The sequence below is a fragment of the Sphingomonas liriopis genome, from assembly GCF_024211255.1.
Taxonomy (GTDB): domain Bacteria; phylum Pseudomonadota; class Alphaproteobacteria; order Sphingomonadales; family Sphingomonadaceae; genus Sphingomonas; species Sphingomonas liriopis.
In genome coordinates, this window is record NZ_JAMLDY010000003.1 from 235760 (window position 1) to 250175 (window position 14416).

Below are 14416 nucleotides of genomic sequence, written 5' to 3' on the forward strand. Positions count from 1 at the left end.
GCCGCACGGTGGACCCCGGAACACGTCCGGGGTGACGGAGGAGATTTGGCGCCGCGCTGCATCTGTACATAGGCCCCTCCCCCCACCCCGCGAACATTTGGTGTTTCCCCCCGCCTCCCCTAAAGCGCGACCATGTCCCGTCTTCCCACCGTCGCGATCGTCGGCCGTCCCAATGTCGGCAAGTCCACGCTGTTCAACCGCCTCGTCGGCAAGAAACTCGCGCTGGTGGACGACCGTCCGGGCGTGACGCGCGACCGGCGCGAGGGCGACGCCAGCCTGATCGGCCTCGATTTCCGCGTCATCGACACCGCGGGCTACGAGGATCACGACGCGCAGACGCTGCCCGGCCGGATGCGGCTGCAGACCGAGGCGGCGATCGGCCAGGCCGATGTCGCGCTGTTCCTGTTCGACGCGCGCGCCGGCATCGTGCCGCTGGACGAGGAGATCGCCCGCTGGCTGCGCTCCTCCTCCACCCCCGTCGTGCTCGCCGCCAACAAGGCGGAAGGGAAAGCGGGCGAACAGGGCATCCTCGAATCGCTCAGCCTCGGCTTCGGCGATCCGGTGCAGCTGTCCGCCGAACATGGCGAGGGCATGGGCGACCTGTTCGAGGCGCTGCTGCCGCATATCGAGGCCGCGCTCGAGGCGATGCCCGAAGAGGAAGACGACGACCGCCCCGACGCGCCGCTGAAGCTCGCGATCGTCGGCCGCCCCAATGCGGGCAAATCGACCCTCATCAACAAGATGCTCGGCGAGGACCGGATGATTACCGGTCCCGAAGCCGGGATCACGCGCGATTCGATCGCGGTCGACTGGATGTGGTACGACCGTCTGGGCGCCCCCCGCCCCGTCCGCCTGATCGACACCGCCGGCATGCGCAAGCGCGCCAAGGTACAGGACAAGCTGGAAAAACTGTCGGTCGCCGACGCGCTCCACGCGGTCGACTTCGCCGAGGTCGTCGTGCTCCTCCTCGACGCGACATTGGGGCTGGAGGCGCAGGACCTGCGCATCGCCGACAAGGTGCTCGAAGAGGGTCGCGCGCTCGTCATCGCGCTCAACAAATGGGACGTCGCCGAGAATGCCTCGTCGCTGTTCAACGGCGTCAAGCGCGCGCTGGAGGATGGCCTCAGCCAGGTAAAGGGCGTCACCGTGATGACCGTGTCGGCGGCGACTGGCAAGGGCATCGACCAGCTGATCCAGGCCGCGTTCGAGACGCGCGAGGCGTGGTCGAAGCGCGTCGGCACCGGCGAGCTCAACCGCTGGTTCGAACGCGCGATCGAGGCCAATCCGCCCCCCGCCCCCGGCGGCAAGCGGATCAAGATGCGCTACGTGACGCAGGTCAAGACGCGCCCGCCCAGCTTCGTGATCTTCGGCACCCGCGTCGACCAATTGCCGGCGAGCTACGAACGCTATCTGGTCAATTCGATGCGCAAGGATCTGGATTTCGGCGCGGTGCCCGTCCGCATCACCTTCCGCGCGCCAAAAAATCCCTTCGCCGATAAGGAGTAACGTACGGCGGCAACTTCGTGTTTACCGCTTGGGCGTAGACAGGTCTCCGATCCGTGATGGGACGATCCATCGTGTGAGGAGGTCGCAGTGTCGTTCGAAGGCAGCACGTTGGTGGATTGGACGGCGTTCGCGCGGGCGCGCGCCGAGCTCGGCGCCGGATTCGTGCGCATCCTGGGCTATTTCCGCGAGGATGGCGTGAAGTCGGTATCGGTCATCGAGCAGGCGATGCGCGGCAAGAGCGCCGCGGCGATGGTCATCCCGGCGCACACGCTGAAGGGCGAGGCCCGCCAGTTCGGCGCCGAACCGCTCGCCAGCCTCGCCGAGACGATCGAGGAGATCGCCCGCGACTGCGTCGAGCGGCAGGATACCTGCGAAGAGGCGCTGGAGCATGTCGTCCGCCTGCGCCCGCTGTTCTTCGAAACGCTCAACCTGCTGGAGCGCGAGGCCAACCCGCTGGTCCCGCGCAAGTCGGCCGGCGGCTTCGGCCGCAGACCGGGCGGCTTCTGACCGCGTCGCCGTAGCTCGCCCCCACCTCTCCCGTTCGTGCCGAGCCTGTCGAAGCACAGGTGAGACTCATGCCCCACGCATCGACCATGGAAGCCAATGCGGCGGTGGCAGCACATGCCCAATTTGGACATTCACGTTGCCAACTCCGGGCGGGATTGGCACAATGGGAAGGTGGGGGATAAAGGGCAGCATGAAGCGCTGACAAGCGCAGACGGAGCGCCTGACGCGTCACCGGTCCTCGCTCGCGATGTGGACGGGGAAGAGCAATTGGACATTCACAAGCCCAAACCTGTTCACAGCTGGCGCGAATTCATCAATGAAATAGGCGTGATCGTCATCGGCGTGTTGATCGCGCTCGGTGGTGAGCAAGCCGTAGAGTCGCTCCATTGGCGGCATGTGGTCGGCGAGACCAAGGAGTCGCTGAGCGCTACTGTGGAGGATGCCTATGGCGCGATGCTGTCGCGACAGGAGATGCAGTCATGCGTCGACCGACGCCTTGGCGACATTGCGACGATCCTCTCCCGTCACGATCAGGGCGAGCCACTGGGTATCGTCGGCCCGATAGGCGCTCCTACTGCCAGCGTGGTTCAGACCTATGCATTTGACATGGCGATCGCCAGTCAGGCGTTCTCGCACATGCCGATAACCGATCAGGCCAAGTTTTTCGAGCCAATCGGTGTCTATCGGACCTTCGACGAGGTCATCAAGGACGAGCGCAGCATTTGGCGGGAGTTTCGCGCACTCGAACGCGCATCCTTTCTTACGCAGGCGGACTGGTCCGACGTTCGCAAAGCCTATAACCGCGCCTCGGACTTGAATGCGATACTGTCAGCCAACCTTCGTAACGAAGAGCCCGGCTTGTGGCTCTATCCGTTTCGACCATTTCACAAGCCGAAGAGTTATAGCTTGTCAGGGATACCTCGCGTCCGGCAACTGTGCCGGCCCGCGGTCTCCAAATCGCCGGCCTAGACCGGGATGACATGAACCTGACCCGTTCGGGCTGAGCCTGTCGAAGCCCTGCTCTCCACAAGCCCGACGCCTGCGGAAGCCAGCCCTTCGACAGGCTCAGGGCGAACGGTGGAAAAGGCGATCCCGTCTGGCGTCATTCTGCTCTAGCACCCACGCCCGTCAACCCTCATCCCGCAGCCGCGCGATCGCCCAGATGGCGGCCTCCGCCACCACGGGATCGGCATCCTCGCGCAATCGCTCCAGCACCGGCAGCAGCGAGGGGGCGCCACTGTTCCCCGCGGCGATCGCCGCGTTGCGGACCATGCGATTGCGCCCGATCCGCTTGATCGGCGATCCCGAGAACACCTGTCGAAAGCCGGCATCGTCCAGCGCCAGCAGGTCGGCCAGCGGCGGCGCGGTCAGCTCGGCACGCGGATGAAACGCCATGTTCGCCGCCGCCGACGCCGCGAACTTGTTCCACGGACAGACCGCCAGACAATCGTCGCAGCCGTAGATGCGATTGCCGATCCCTGCGCGGAACTCCTCGGGGATCGGCCCGGCATGCTCGATCGTCAGGTACGAGATGCAGCGCCGCGCATCGAGCCGGTAGGGCGCCGGGAAAGCATCGGTCGGACACACCCGTTGGCACGCGTCGCACGAACCGCAGCTGTCGTGCCCCGGCGCGTCCGGCACCAGATCAAGCGTCGTATAGATCGCGCCGAGGAACAGCCAGCTGCCATGCGCGCGGCTGACGAGGTTGGTGTGCTTGCCCTGCCAGCCCAATCCCGCCGCCTCGGCGAGCGGCTTCTCCATCACCGGCGCGGTGTCGACGAACACCTTGAGGTCGCATCCCGCCTCCTGCGCCAGCCAGCGGCCGAGCGCCTTCAGCGCCTTCTTGACGACGTCGTGATAGTCGCCGCCCTGCGCATAGATCGAGATACGCCCGACCTCCCCCTCCTCCGCCAGCCGCAGCGGATCGGCGGCGGGGGCGTAGCTCATGCCGAGCGACACGACGCTGCGCACCGCGTCCCACAGGCCGGCGGGCGAGCCGCGATGATGGCTGCGCTCTTCCATCCAGATCATGCCGCCGTGGCGTCCTTCGTGAAGCCATTGCCGCAGCCGCTCGCCGCTCCTCGGCGCGGCGTCGGCACGCGCGATGCCGCAGGCGACGAAGCCGAGCTCCGCTGCCTTCGCCTTGATCCGATCTTCGATACTGGCTTGTCGCTTGTGTTCGGACACGTCGCCCCGCTACCACAATCCATGAACGGGGATACAGCGTGACAGTGAACGATCCGGCGGTGTTCGCCGAACATCTGGTGAAGCGCTTCGGCGAACGCCGCGTCGTCGACGGCATCGACCTGATCGTGCCGCGCGGCGCGATCTACGGCGTGCTCGGCCCCAATGGCGCCGGCAAGACGACGACGCTGCGCACGCTGCTCGGCATCATCGAACCCGACGAGGGCCGCCGGTCGATCCTCGGCCATTTCAGCCCCCGCGAGGCGAGCGACCGCGTCGGCTATCTGCCCGAGGAGCGCGGCCTGTATCCGTCGATGAAGGCACGCGACGCGATCGCCTTCATGGGCGCGCTGCGCGGGCTCGACCGCCGCACCGGCCGGACGCGGGCCGCCGAGATGATGGAGGCTGCCGGCCTCGGCCACGCGATCGACGAGAAGATCAAGAAGCTGTCGAAGGGGATGGCGCAGCTCGTCCAGCTGCTCGGATCGGTGGTGCATCGTCCCGACCTGCTGGTGCTCGACGAGCCCTTCTCAGGCCTCGACCCGGTCAATCAGGAGAAGCTGGAGGCGCTGATCCTCGCCGAGCGGGATCGCGGCGCGACCGTGCTGTTTTCGACGCACATCATGGCGCATGCCGAGCGTGTCTGCGATCGCCTCGCGATCATCGCCGGCGGCAAGCGCCGGTTCGAAGGTACGGTGGACGAGGCGCGCGGGACGCTGCCCAGCCGGGTCCGCTACCTGCCCGCGCGTCCGCAAGCGGGCGTCGCGGAGGTCCTGCCGCACGATGCGACGCCGGACGGGGATGGCTGGCGCTTCCAGCTGCCGCGCGAGGGGATCGAGGGGTTGCTGGTGACGCTGATCGAACGCGGCTACGGCATCGGCGGGCTGTCGATCGAGCGGCCCGGGTTGCACGACGCCTTCGTCCGCATCGTCGGGCGCGATGCCGCCGAAGGAGAGCCGGCATGAGCAACCTGCTGCGCACGCTGCGCCAGGCGATGACCATCGCACGGCGCGACTTCATCGCGACGGTGTTCACGCCGATCTTCCTCCTGTTCCTGTTCGCGCCGGTCATCATGGGATCGTTCGGCGCGATCGGCGGCATGGGCGCGGCGAGCGTCGCCGACGGCCGCGCCGACAAGACGCGCATCGTCGCGATTGTCCCCGATGCGAACGCCCGCACGATCGCCGAGGCGGACACCCGCCTGCGCGCCGTCTTCCGCCGCGACGAGGAGGCGCCACCGGGCCTCACCACGCTGCGCCCCGCCGGCGATCCCGCCGCGCAGGCGCGTGCCGCCTTCGCGAGCAAGGATTATGAGGCGACCGCGGTCCTCTACGGCCCGCTCGAGACGCCGCAGGTGCTCTACGGCCCGCGCGGCAAGCGCGCCGCCGATTACCTGGGGTTGCTCGCCGCCGAGACGCTCGCCGCCAACCGGCTGAACGGCGACGTGCCGCGCGTCACCGCGGTCAAGACGGCGCTGGAGCGGCAGGGCGGATCGGCGGGCAACCGCCGCCAGTCCGCGTCGTTCGCGGTGTTCGGCGTATTCCTGCTCAACCTGTTCCTCGCCAGCCAGGTCGTCGGCACGATGGCGGAGGAGCGGAACAACAAGGTGATCGAGGTGCTCGCCGCCGCGGTGCCGCTGGAAAGCGTGTTCCTCGGCAAGCTGCTCGGCATGTTCGGCGTCGCGATCCTGTTCGTCGGCTTCTGGGGGACGATCATCGCCAAGCTGGGATCGTTGCTGCCGCCCGACGTCGCCTCGGCGCTGGCGATCCAGGCGGCGGTCGGCACACCGGCGTTCGTCGTGCTGTTCGTCACCTATTTCACGATGGCCTACCTGCTGCTCGGCTCCGCCTTCCTCGTCGTCGGCGCGCAGGCATCGACCCCGCGCGAGATCCAGATGCTCGCGCTGCCGATCTCGGTGCTGCAGATGGGGATGCTGGCGCTGGCGCTCGCCGGCACCGCGCGGCCCGACGGCTGGATCGCGACCGTCGCACAGATGTTTCCGCTATCCTCGCCCTTCGCGATGGCGGGGCGCGCCGCGACCTCGCCCGACCTGTGGCCGCATATCGCGGCGATCGCGTGGCAATTGCTGTGGGTGACGATCTTCATCACGCTCGGCGCCCGCCTGTTCCGCCGCGGCGTGCTGCAATCGGGCAGCGCCAAGCCGTTCTGGAAGCGCGCGAGGGGCTGACGCCCTGCCCCAAGCCCCCCCGTCACCCCGGACTTGTTCCGGGGTCCACTCTGCGGCGAGGCATACGGCCCGAGCCTCCTGCCGTTCGCCTGCGGCCGGGTGGACCCGGAACAAGCCCGGGGTGACGGCGCGATCTGGCAGTTCAACGCCCCTCCACGCCTCACCATAACGTTACCCAATTGACATAAGTGTCAGTCCGGTATCTCCTGCGCAAAAAGCAGGAGAGAGATGATGGCGACCCTGATGCAGGCGGCCGAATCGCGCGTCGATCCGCTCGACGTCAGCCGCGCGGAACTGTACCGCGACGACACCTGGCACGAACCCTTCGCCCGACTGCGTGCCGAGGCGCCGGTCTATCGTTGCGAGCACAGCGACTACGGCCCCTATTGGTCGGTTTCGACCTACAAGCCGATCGTCGAGGTCGAATCGCTCCCCGAACTCTACTCGTCGGAGGCAGGCGGGATCACGCTCGCCGACTTCCTGCCCGAAAGCGACGTGCGCATGCCGATGTTCATCGCGCGCGACCGGCCCGTCCACACCGGCCAGCGCCGCACCGTCGCGCCCGCCTTCACCCCGTCGGAAATGACGCGGATGAGCGGCGACATCCGCCTCCGGACGGAGGAACTGCTCGACAGCCTGCCGTGGAACACGCGCTTCGACTGGGTCGATACCGTGTCGATCGAACTGACCACGCAGATGCTGGCGATCCTGTTCGACTTCCCGTGGGAGGACCGGCGCAAGCTGACCTTCTGGTCCGACTGGGCGGGCGATATCGAGCTGGTCAAGAACGAGGAACTGCGCAAGCAGCGGCTGGGCTACATGTACGAATGCGGCGCCTATTTTCAGGGGCTGTGGAACGCCAAGGTCGGCAAGGAACAGACCCCCGACCTCATCAGCATGATGATCCATTCAGACGCGATGAGCCACATGGATCATTTCGAATTCATCGGAAACCTGATCCTGCTGATCGTCGGCGGCAACGACACGACGCGCAATTCGATGTCGGCGCTCGCCTACGGCCTCGATAAATTCCCGGAGAGCCGTGCCAAGCTGGAGGCGGACCCGGCGCTGATCGCCAATGCGACGCAGGAGATCATCCGCTGGCAGACGCCGCTCGCGCACATGCGCCGTACCGCGACGCGCGATACCGAGCTGATGGGGCAGACGATCCGCGAAGGCGACAAGCTGGCGCTGTGGTATCTGTCCGCCAATCGCGACGAGAGCGTGTTCGGGCCGGACGCGAACGACCTCGTCGTCGATCGTCCCAATGCACGCCGTCACCTCGCCTTCGGCCACGGCATCCACCGCTGCGTCGGCGCGCGGCTCGCCGAATTGCAGATCGGCATCCTGCTCGAAGAGATGGCGAAGCGGCGGATGCGGGTAAACGTGCTCGAGGAGCCGACGCGGGTCGCCGCCTGCTTCGTCCACGGCTATCGCCAGCTGCCGGTGGAGATCAGCCGCTATTGAGCGCAGATGACGGCCTTGTCATCGCTACGCCGTAGCGCCGTCATGCGGATATGTGTACGGATCGGCCCTGTTCCTTGGGGGAGGGCATCGCGTGCGTCGGCTGGGTATCATGATTGTGGCGGCGATCGTGCTCGTCGCCGGCTCCGCGGAGCCGTTCGCCGTGCAGGCGGTACAGGCGCCCGTGCCCCATGCCGCCCCCGCGGCGGGGCCGGTCACCCTTCTATCCTATAACGTCGAGGGGCTGCCCTGGCCGCTGACGCATGGCCGCACCGGCGCCGCCGCGGCGATCGCCGCCGAGTTGCGCAGCCTGCATGAGTCCGGTGCCGCGCCGCAGGTGGTCGCGGTGCAGGAGGCGTTCGGCGACGCGCAAAAGGGCATCGGCCGCGCCGCCGGCTATCGCTACACCGTCTATGGCCCCGACGCGGCAATGCCGCGCGCCGCCGCGGTCACCGCCGCCGACCAGGCGTTCGTCGCCGACGCCAGCCTGTGGCATGGCGAGACCGAGGCACCGCGCGAGGACAGCGGCCTTGCCATCTTCTCCGACTATCCGGTGCTGTGGGCGCGGCGCGTCCCCTTCCCCGCCTTCGCCTGCGCGGGTTACGACTGCCTCGCCAACAAGGGCATGCTGGCGGTGGCACTCCGCCTGCCGGGCCAGGCGAAGCCGCTGATCGTCATTGATACGCACCTCAACGCGCGCACCGCATCGGGCGTCGGCGACGCGCGCAGCCTGTTCGCCTATGCGCGGCAGGTCGCGGCGCTGCGGGCATTCGTCATCAGCCTGGAACGCGACGGATCGGCGGTCGTGCTGGCGGGCGATTTCAACGTCGGTAACGATGCCGCACGCCAGCGCGTGCTGGCGCAGGGGCTGATCGGCAATGACGGGCTGACCGTCGCCGCGTCGGAGAGCGCGTGCGGGTCGGGTTGCCGCAACCTCGCCGCCGTGCCGGGCATCGCGCATGCCAAGACGATCCTCGCCTATCGCGGCCGGCTGGGCGCGACGGGCCTCCCGGTCAGCTTCGGCACCGCGCCCGACGGTTCGCAGCTGTCCGACCATATCGGCGTGATGCGGACGTTCGCACCCGCCTGACGCGTCAGTTGGGCTTGATCGTCTCGACGCTGATCGGCTCGGGCGCGCCGGAACACTCGCCCTGTTCGCGCGCGACGACCGCGCCCGGCTTCTTGCGGCCCATCGTCCAGTTCGCCTGCAACCGTACGCGCGGGTTGGGCGCGCACCAGATCTCGCCGGTATCGTTGATCGCGGTGACCCAGATCAGATTGTGCTCCTGCCCATAGTCGATGACGGCGAAAGCATAGCCCGCCCCCTTGTCGAGGACGTGGACGGGCAAGGGCGGATCGAGCTGCTGGAACGACATGGGTCACCTTTCGTGCAGGAAAAGCGCGCGACCCGGCGACCGGTTCCCGCGAGGGGATGCGACGCCCGCAGGCCGATCCTATATCCTTGCGATGACGCAAGATCCCACCCGCCGCTCGCTGTTCTCGCTCGCCGCCGCCGGGATCGCCGGTGCGGCATTATGGGGCTGCCGTAGCGCGCCTGCCGCTGCCGCGCAGCGCTATCCGGTCGAGATGAGCGACGCCGCGTGGCGCAAGAAACTGGGCGACGCCGCGTGGAGCGTGCTGCGCCACGAGAGCACCGAACGCCCCTATTCCAGCCCGCTCAACGACGAACATCGCGCCGGCACGTTCGCGTGCAAGGGCTGCGCGCAGCCGCTGTTTTCATCGAAGACCAAGTTCGAGAGCGGCACCGGCTGGCCCAGTTTCTACGCGCCGCTGCCCAATGCGGTCGCGACGCGCACCGACGGATCGCTGATGATGGAGCGGGTGGAGGTGCATTGCCGCCGCTGCGGCGGACATCTGGGCCATGTCTTCGACGACGGGCCCAAGCCGACCGGCAAGCGCTATTGCATGAACGGCGTGGCGATGACGTTCCGCGCGGGGTAGCAGCCGGACGATCGCCGTCCCATCACGCACAACCATCGTCATCCCCGCCTGCGCGGGGATGACATAGGCTGGAGAGTTGGCTTACTCCCCCGCGACCGGAACCACCGGCACGGCGGCGGCGGTGGCGATGACGCGGGTGTCGCTGGCCGGCGCGGCGTCGACGGCCGGCGCATGGCCCGAATAGATGAAGCCGTTGGTCGGATAGCTCGAGGTGCCGAGACCGCCGGTCGGGCCGTACCACACCTTGACTTCGCTCCAGTCGCCCGCGGCCGAGACGTCGATCGCGCGGACGTTGCGCTCGATCGCGCCGGGGCGCGACCAGTTGGCGTGGGTCAGCAGCACTTCGCGGTTCGACACCACCTGCGACACCATCGCGACATGGCCGACGCGCATGCGGCGGGTGGACTGGAAGGCGAGCACCGCGCCGACCTTGGGCGCATGGCCACGCTCGTATTTGCCGGCGGCCTGGCCCCACCAGGTGTTGGCGTTGCCGTGGATATCGATGCCCGAAATCTCGCGCGCATAGGGCGCGCACTGCCAGAACTGCGCCATCGCAGGGGTCGCCGTCATCAAGGCGCACGAGAACACCAGCGCAACGCGCGCCGCCAACGTCTTCACAGTCATTTGCTGACCCCCCGGTCAAAACCCGTTCGTCGAGGATGTCGCTAGCCGGGGGTTCCGGTTTCTCCAATGGCCGCGGGAACCATAAGCGGCGAACGGTGTTTGCGCGCCGACGAGACGACGAAGCGCGTCCGAAGCCCTGTCCCTTTATCGCCGATGAACGGCCGTTTCCGTCAGGAATCGGGCTGCGCGATCGCCCCCAGCCGCGCGATCCGCGCGTCGTGCTCCGCGCGGCCGAACGGGAATCGGCTGAAACAGAATGCCGCCAGCGCCGCGATGACCAGATAGATGATGCCGAAGATCAGCGTCAGCCGGTCGATCGTCGCGACCGGCACCTGCCCCGGCACCGCCTGTTTCGGGAACCCCGCCACCGCGAGGATCAGGCCGGCGAGGAAGATGCCGACGCCCGACGTGCATTTCTGCACGAAGAAGGATCCGGCGAAGAACACCCCCTCCGACCGGCGGCCGGTCTTCGCCTCCGAATCCTCGACCACGTCGGCCATCATCGACGCGCCGAGGATGAAGGCGGTGACGTTGCATGCGGTCGACAGGACGAAGAAGCCGAGCAGCACTGGCAACAGCATCGGCGTCCCCACCGCCGGCATCGCGCCGAGCAGCCGCAGCGCGTAGGGCAGGATGTTGAACCCGGCGCCGAACAGCACCGCCAGCGTCGCCGCGCGCGGCTTGCTCACGTGCTGGCCGATGCGTGGCGCGACGACGAACGCGACGAGCACGCCGCCGAACAGCGCCACGGTCGCATAGACGAAGACGATGCCGCGGAACCCCCAGACATAGGTGTAAAGATAGGTCGACATCGCATAGCTGATCCCCTGCACCGTATAGGCGCAGAGCCCTGCGAGCATCAGGATCGCGAAGGCGCGGTTCTTCACCGTCTGCGCGAGTTCGCGAAAGCTCGCCCACAGCGATTGCCGCTCGATCGGCGGATGCGGCAGGTTCGGGATCTCGCGATGCGTGCCCCAGGCGGACAGCAGGATCGCCACGCCCATCAGCGCGGCGCCGAGCAGCGAATAGCCCGCATAGCCCGCGCGGTTGAGCAGCCCGTTGGGAAAGGCGGCGGTGGGCGCGAGGAAATACAGATACGCCGACACCAGCATGGTCAGCCCACCCGCCCAGCCGAACAGATAGCGCCACGCCATGATCCGCGTCCGTTCGTCGTAATCCGACGACAGTTCCGGCGTCAGCGCGACCGAGGGCACTTCATAGCAACTCACCGCCGTCCGCACGAGCACCGCGGCGACGAACAGCCAGCCCAGTGTCGCGGGCTGCGACAGCGTCGCCGGCGGGTTCCACAGCAGCACCCAGCCGACCATGATCGGCAGCGCCGACCCGTACATCCACGGATGCCGCCGCCCCCAGCGCGTCCGCGTCCGGTCGGAGAAGAAACCGACCATCGGATCGACGAAGGCGTCGATGACCAGCGCCATCATCACCACCAGCCCGACGGTGGCGGACGGCAGGCCGACGACCTGGTTGTAGAACAGCAGCAGGAAGGTGCCGAACCCGGCATCCTTGACGCCATAGGCGACGGCACCGAAAGCATAGCTGCCCATCGTACCGCTTCCCAGCCGCCGCGCGGCGGGGACGCCCGCCGCCGTGGCGCCCGTGCGCGTTCCTGCCAGACCCATGACCGCTCCCATCTGTTGCCACCGAGCATAAGCGCGTGGCAAGCCCGGTCAACCGATGCGCTTTCGAAATTCGGGTTTGCAGCGCCGCGACACAGCCCTTAACCTCGTCACTGACGACAACCGGCTCGCTCGAGAGCCTCACAGTGGAATCGGTATGGCCCTCGACCCCGAAACCTTCGACGCGCTGATCGACACCGTCCGCCGCTTCGTCGCCGAACGGCTGCGCCCGCTCGAGGCGGAGGTCGAGGCGGCGGATGCCATCCCCGACGCGGTGATCGCGGCGATGAAGGACATGGGCCTGTTCGGCCTGTCGATCGCGGACGAGTTCGGCGGGCTGGGGCTGAATATGATCGAGGAGTGCCGCGTCGCGATCGAGATGGGGCGCACCACGCCCGCCTTCCGTTCGACCTTCGGCACCAACGTCGGCATCGGCAGCCAGGGGCTGGTGATGGCGGGCACGCCTGAACAGAAGGCGGAATGGCTGCCGCGGATCGCGAGCGGCGAGATCGTCACCAGCTTTGCGCTGACCGAACCCGACGTCGGCAGCGATTCGGGTAGCGTGAAAACGCGCGCGGTGCGTGACGGCGACGTCTACCGCCTGTCGGGCACCAAACGCTACATCACCAACGCCGACAAGGCGCAGCTGTTCACCGTGATGGCGCGCACCGGCGAGGAGAAGGGCGCGCGCGGCGTCTCCGCCTTCCTGGTGCCGAAGGACCTGCCCGGCGTCACCATCGGCGAACCCGAGAAGAAGATGGGGCAGAAGGGCGCGAAGGTCGCCGACGTCCATTTCGACGACGTCCCCGTCCCCGCCGCCAACCGGCTGGGCGCGGAGGGCGAAGGCTTCAAGATCGCGATGCGCGTGCTCGACCGCGGCCGGTTGCACATCAGCGCGGTCTGCGTCGGCGTCGCCGAGCGGCTGATCGCCGACAGCGTCGCCTATGCCGGCGGTCGCCATCAGTTCGGCCAGCCGATCGCCGCACACCAGCTGATCCAGGGCATGATCGCCGATATGAAGACCGAGGCGCTGGTCGCCCGCGCGATGGTGCTGGAGACCGCGGCGGCGAAGGATCGCGGCGAGGACGTCGTCCTCGAATCCGCCGCGGCCAAATATTTCGCGTCCGAGATGGTCGGCCGCGTCGCCGACAAGGCGGTGCAGATCTACGGCGGCGCCGGTTATATCGCCGATTACGGCATCGAACGCCTGTACCGCGACGTCCGCCTGTTCCGCATCTACGAAGGCACCAGCCAGATCCAGCAGGTCATCATCGCCCGCGAGACGATGAAGCGCGGGGGGTAGGCGCCGCGTTCACTACGCCAGTACGCCCCCTCCCCCGTTCGTGCCGAGCCTGTCGAAGCACAGTGAGACTCAGGCCCTTCGACAGGCTCAGGGCGAACGGACGGGGAGAGTGCCAGCCCATTCGACAGGAGAACCCATCATGGACACCACTACCCTCTTCCGCCTCGACGGCCGAATCGCCCTCGTCACCGGCGGCAGCCGCGGCATCGGCAAGATGATCGCGGCGGGCTTCATCGCGCAAGGTGCGCGGGTCTACATCTCGTCGCGCAAGGCCGATATCTGCGAGGAAGCCGCGAAAGAACTCGGCCCGAACTGCATCGCGCTGCCGCAGGACGTCAGCACCGTCGCCGGCTGCAAGGCGTTGGCCGCGCAACTCGCGGAGCATGAGGAACGCCTCGACATCCTCGTCAACAACGCCGGCGCCGCCTGGGGCGTGCCGTTCGAGGAGTTTTCGGAGGTCGGCTGGGACAAGGTGATGGACCTCAACGTCAAATCGCCCTTCTTCCTGACGCAGGCGCTGCATGGTCTGCTGAAGGTGGGGGGATCGGCGGCGCGCCCGGCGAAGGTCATCAACATCACCTCGATCGATGGCCAGCGGCTCAACCCGTGGGAGACGTACAGCTATCACGCGTCGAAGTCGGCGCTGATCTATCTCACCAAGCGGATGGCGGCGCGGCTGGTGCGCGACCACGTCAACGTCACCTCGATCGCGCCGGGCGCCTTCCCCAGCGACATGAACAAGGCGGCGCGCGACCATGGCGAGGCGATCGCGCGCGGCATCCCCGCCGGCCGGATCGGCGTCGACGAGGACATGGCGGGCGCGGCGATCTACCTCGCCAGCCGCGCCGGCGATTACGTGATCGGCGAGACGATCACCGTCGACGGCGGTCTGGTCCATGCCGCACTCGGCACCAGCATCGACGCCGGTTAGAGTCCGTTTGGAAACGCGCGGAAGAGCGAGTTTCGCGGCGGTGCCGGCCCGCTCCCCCACCCGGCCGCCCACAGAGTATCCTTGATGGGCGGCCGGGTGGGGGAGCG

General features: G+C 67.7%; 14 protein-coding genes. 10 read left to right on the plus strand and 4 right to left on the minus strand.

The genetic code is table 11. From position 1 onward, the window contains the following. Positions 1 to 132: 132 nt before the first annotated feature. From der to M9979_RS03665, 3 genes are all read left to right on the plus strand, one after another. The gene (gene der, locus M9979_RS03655) at positions 133 to 1506 is read left to right on the plus strand and encodes a ribosome biogenesis GTPase Der (protein WP_254287975.1); all 1374 of its coding nucleotides are present in this window, start codon (positions 133 to 135) and stop codon (positions 1504 to 1506) included. 87 nt (positions 1507 to 1593) lie between these two features. Beyond that, entirely contained in the window at positions 1594 to 2013 is a 420-nt protein-coding gene (locus M9979_RS03660) for an Hpt domain-containing protein (RefSeq protein ID WP_254287976.1), read from the plus strand. Between the two features lie 114 nt (positions 2014 to 2127). Continuing rightward, positions 2128 to 2982: a hypothetical protein gene (locus M9979_RS03665; protein WP_254287977.1), complete on the plus strand. Its 855-nt coding sequence runs from the start codon at positions 2128 to 2130 to the stop codon at positions 2980 to 2982. 159 nt (positions 2983 to 3141) lie between these two features. Here the strand turns inward: M9979_RS03665 and queG are convergent, their stop codons facing one another. Next, positions 3142 to 4173: a tRNA epoxyqueuosine(34) reductase QueG gene (gene queG, locus M9979_RS03670; RefSeq protein ID WP_254287989.1), complete on the minus strand. Its 1032-nt coding sequence runs from the start codon at positions 4171 to 4173 to the stop codon at positions 3142 to 3144. A gap of 71 nt (positions 4174 to 4244) precedes the next feature. Here queG and M9979_RS03675 point away from each other — a divergent pair, with 71 nt between their 5' ends. The 4 genes from M9979_RS03675 (at position 4245) to M9979_RS03690 (ending at position 8939) form a co-directional block, all read left to right on the plus strand. Continuing rightward, a complete protein-coding gene (locus M9979_RS03675; RefSeq protein WP_254287990.1) occupies positions 4245 to 5162 on the plus strand; it encodes an ABC transporter ATP-binding protein in 918 nt (305 codons plus the stop codon). Continuing rightward, positions 5159 to 6385: an ABC transporter permease gene (locus tag M9979_RS03680; RefSeq protein WP_254287978.1), complete on the plus strand. Its 1227-nt coding sequence runs from the start codon at positions 5159 to 5161 to the stop codon at positions 6383 to 6385. The genes M9979_RS03675 and M9979_RS03680 overlap by 4 nt, the downstream gene beginning before the upstream one ends. 231 nt (positions 6386 to 6616) lie before the next feature. Continuing rightward, the gene (locus tag M9979_RS03685; RefSeq protein ID WP_254287991.1) at positions 6617 to 7852 is read left to right on the plus strand and encodes a cytochrome P450; all 1236 of its coding nucleotides are present in this window, start codon (positions 6617 to 6619) and stop codon (positions 7850 to 7852) included. Positions 7853 to 7943: 91 nt separating this feature from the next. Continuing rightward, positions 7944 to 8939 carry an endonuclease/exonuclease/phosphatase family protein gene (locus tag M9979_RS03690; protein WP_254287979.1) on the plus strand — a complete coding sequence of 332 codons (996 nt, stop codon included), beginning with the start codon at positions 7944 to 7946 and terminating at the stop codon, positions 8937 to 8939. A gap of 4 nt (positions 8940 to 8943) precedes the next feature. Here M9979_RS03690 and M9979_RS03695 read toward each other — a convergent pair whose 3' ends face one another. After that, positions 8944 to 9225, minus strand: coding sequence for a hypothetical protein (locus M9979_RS03695; RefSeq protein WP_254287980.1), 282 nt, complete (start codon positions 9223 to 9225; stop codon positions 8944 to 8946). Between the two features lie 91 nt (positions 9226 to 9316). Here M9979_RS03695 and msrB point away from each other — a divergent pair, with 91 nt between their 5' ends. Continuing rightward, on the plus strand, positions 9317 to 9811 hold the full coding sequence (gene msrB / locus M9979_RS03700) for a peptide-methionine (R)-S-oxide reductase MsrB (RefSeq protein WP_254287981.1): 495 nt from the start codon (positions 9317 to 9319) through the stop codon (positions 9809 to 9811). 81 nt (positions 9812 to 9892) lie between these two features. Here msrB and M9979_RS03705 read toward each other — a convergent pair whose 3' ends face one another. Both M9979_RS03705 and M9979_RS03710 read right to left on the minus strand, forming a co-directional pair. After that, complete coding sequence (locus M9979_RS03705) at positions 9893 to 10435, minus strand: CHAP domain-containing protein (protein ID WP_254287982.1); 543 nt, start codon at positions 10433 to 10435, stop codon at positions 9893 to 9895. Positions 10436 to 10605: 170 nt separating this feature from the next. Next, positions 10606 to 12003 (minus strand): MFS transporter, encoded by a 1398-nt coding sequence (locus tag M9979_RS03710; protein WP_254287992.1) that lies wholly within the window; start codon positions 12001 to 12003, stop codon positions 10606 to 10608. Positions 12004 to 12232: 229 nt separating this feature from the next. On the opposite strand from M9979_RS03710, the gene M9979_RS03715 reads away from it, so the two are divergent. Both M9979_RS03715 and M9979_RS03720 read left to right on the plus strand, forming a co-directional pair. Next, positions 12233 to 13378, plus strand: coding sequence for an acyl-CoA dehydrogenase family protein (locus tag M9979_RS03715; protein WP_254287983.1), 1146 nt, complete (start codon positions 12233 to 12235; stop codon positions 13376 to 13378). 139 nt (positions 13379 to 13517) lie between these two features. Further along, positions 13518 to 14309 carry an SDR family oxidoreductase gene (locus M9979_RS03720; protein WP_254287984.1) on the plus strand — a complete coding sequence of 264 codons (792 nt, stop codon included), beginning with the start codon at positions 13518 to 13520 and terminating at the stop codon, positions 14307 to 14309. Positions 14310 to 14416: the final 107 nt, after the last annotated feature.

Bases quoted from the DNA above. Each gene is read 5' to 3' on its own strand.
- msrB (WP_254287981.1), top strand. From the start codon at position 9,317: ATGACGCAAGATCCCACCCGCCGCTCGCTGTTCTCGCTCGCCGCCGCC.
- M9979_RS03710 (WP_254287992.1), bottom strand. From the start codon at position 12,003: ATGGGCAGCTATGCTTTCGGTGCCGTCGCCTATGGCGTCAAGGATGCC.
- der (WP_254287975.1), top strand. From the start codon at position 133: ATGTCCCGTCTTCCCACCGTCGCGATCGTCGGCCGTCCCAATGTCGGC.
- M9979_RS03680 (WP_254287978.1), top strand. From the start codon at position 5,159: ATGAGCAACCTGCTGCGCACGCTGCGCCAGGCGATGACCATCGCACGG.
- M9979_RS03665 (WP_254287977.1), top strand. From the start codon at position 2,128: ATGCCCAATTTGGACATTCACGTTGCCAACTCCGGGCGGGATTGGCAC.
- M9979_RS03720 (WP_254287984.1), top strand. From the start codon at position 13,518: ATGGACACCACTACCCTCTTCCGCCTCGACGGCCGAATCGCCCTCGTC.
- M9979_RS03705 (WP_254287982.1), bottom strand. From the start codon at position 10,435: ATGACTGTGAAGACGTTGGCGGCGCGCGTTGCGCTGGTGTTCTCGTGC.
- M9979_RS03685 (WP_254287991.1), top strand. From the start codon at position 6,617: ATGGCGACCCTGATGCAGGCGGCCGAATCGCGCGTCGATCCGCTCGAC.
- M9979_RS03715 (WP_254287983.1), top strand. From the start codon at position 12,233: ATGGCCCTCGACCCCGAAACCTTCGACGCGCTGATCGACACCGTCCGC.
- M9979_RS03695 (WP_254287980.1), bottom strand. From the start codon at position 9,225: ATGTCGTTCCAGCAGCTCGATCCGCCCTTGCCCGTCCACGTCCTCGAC.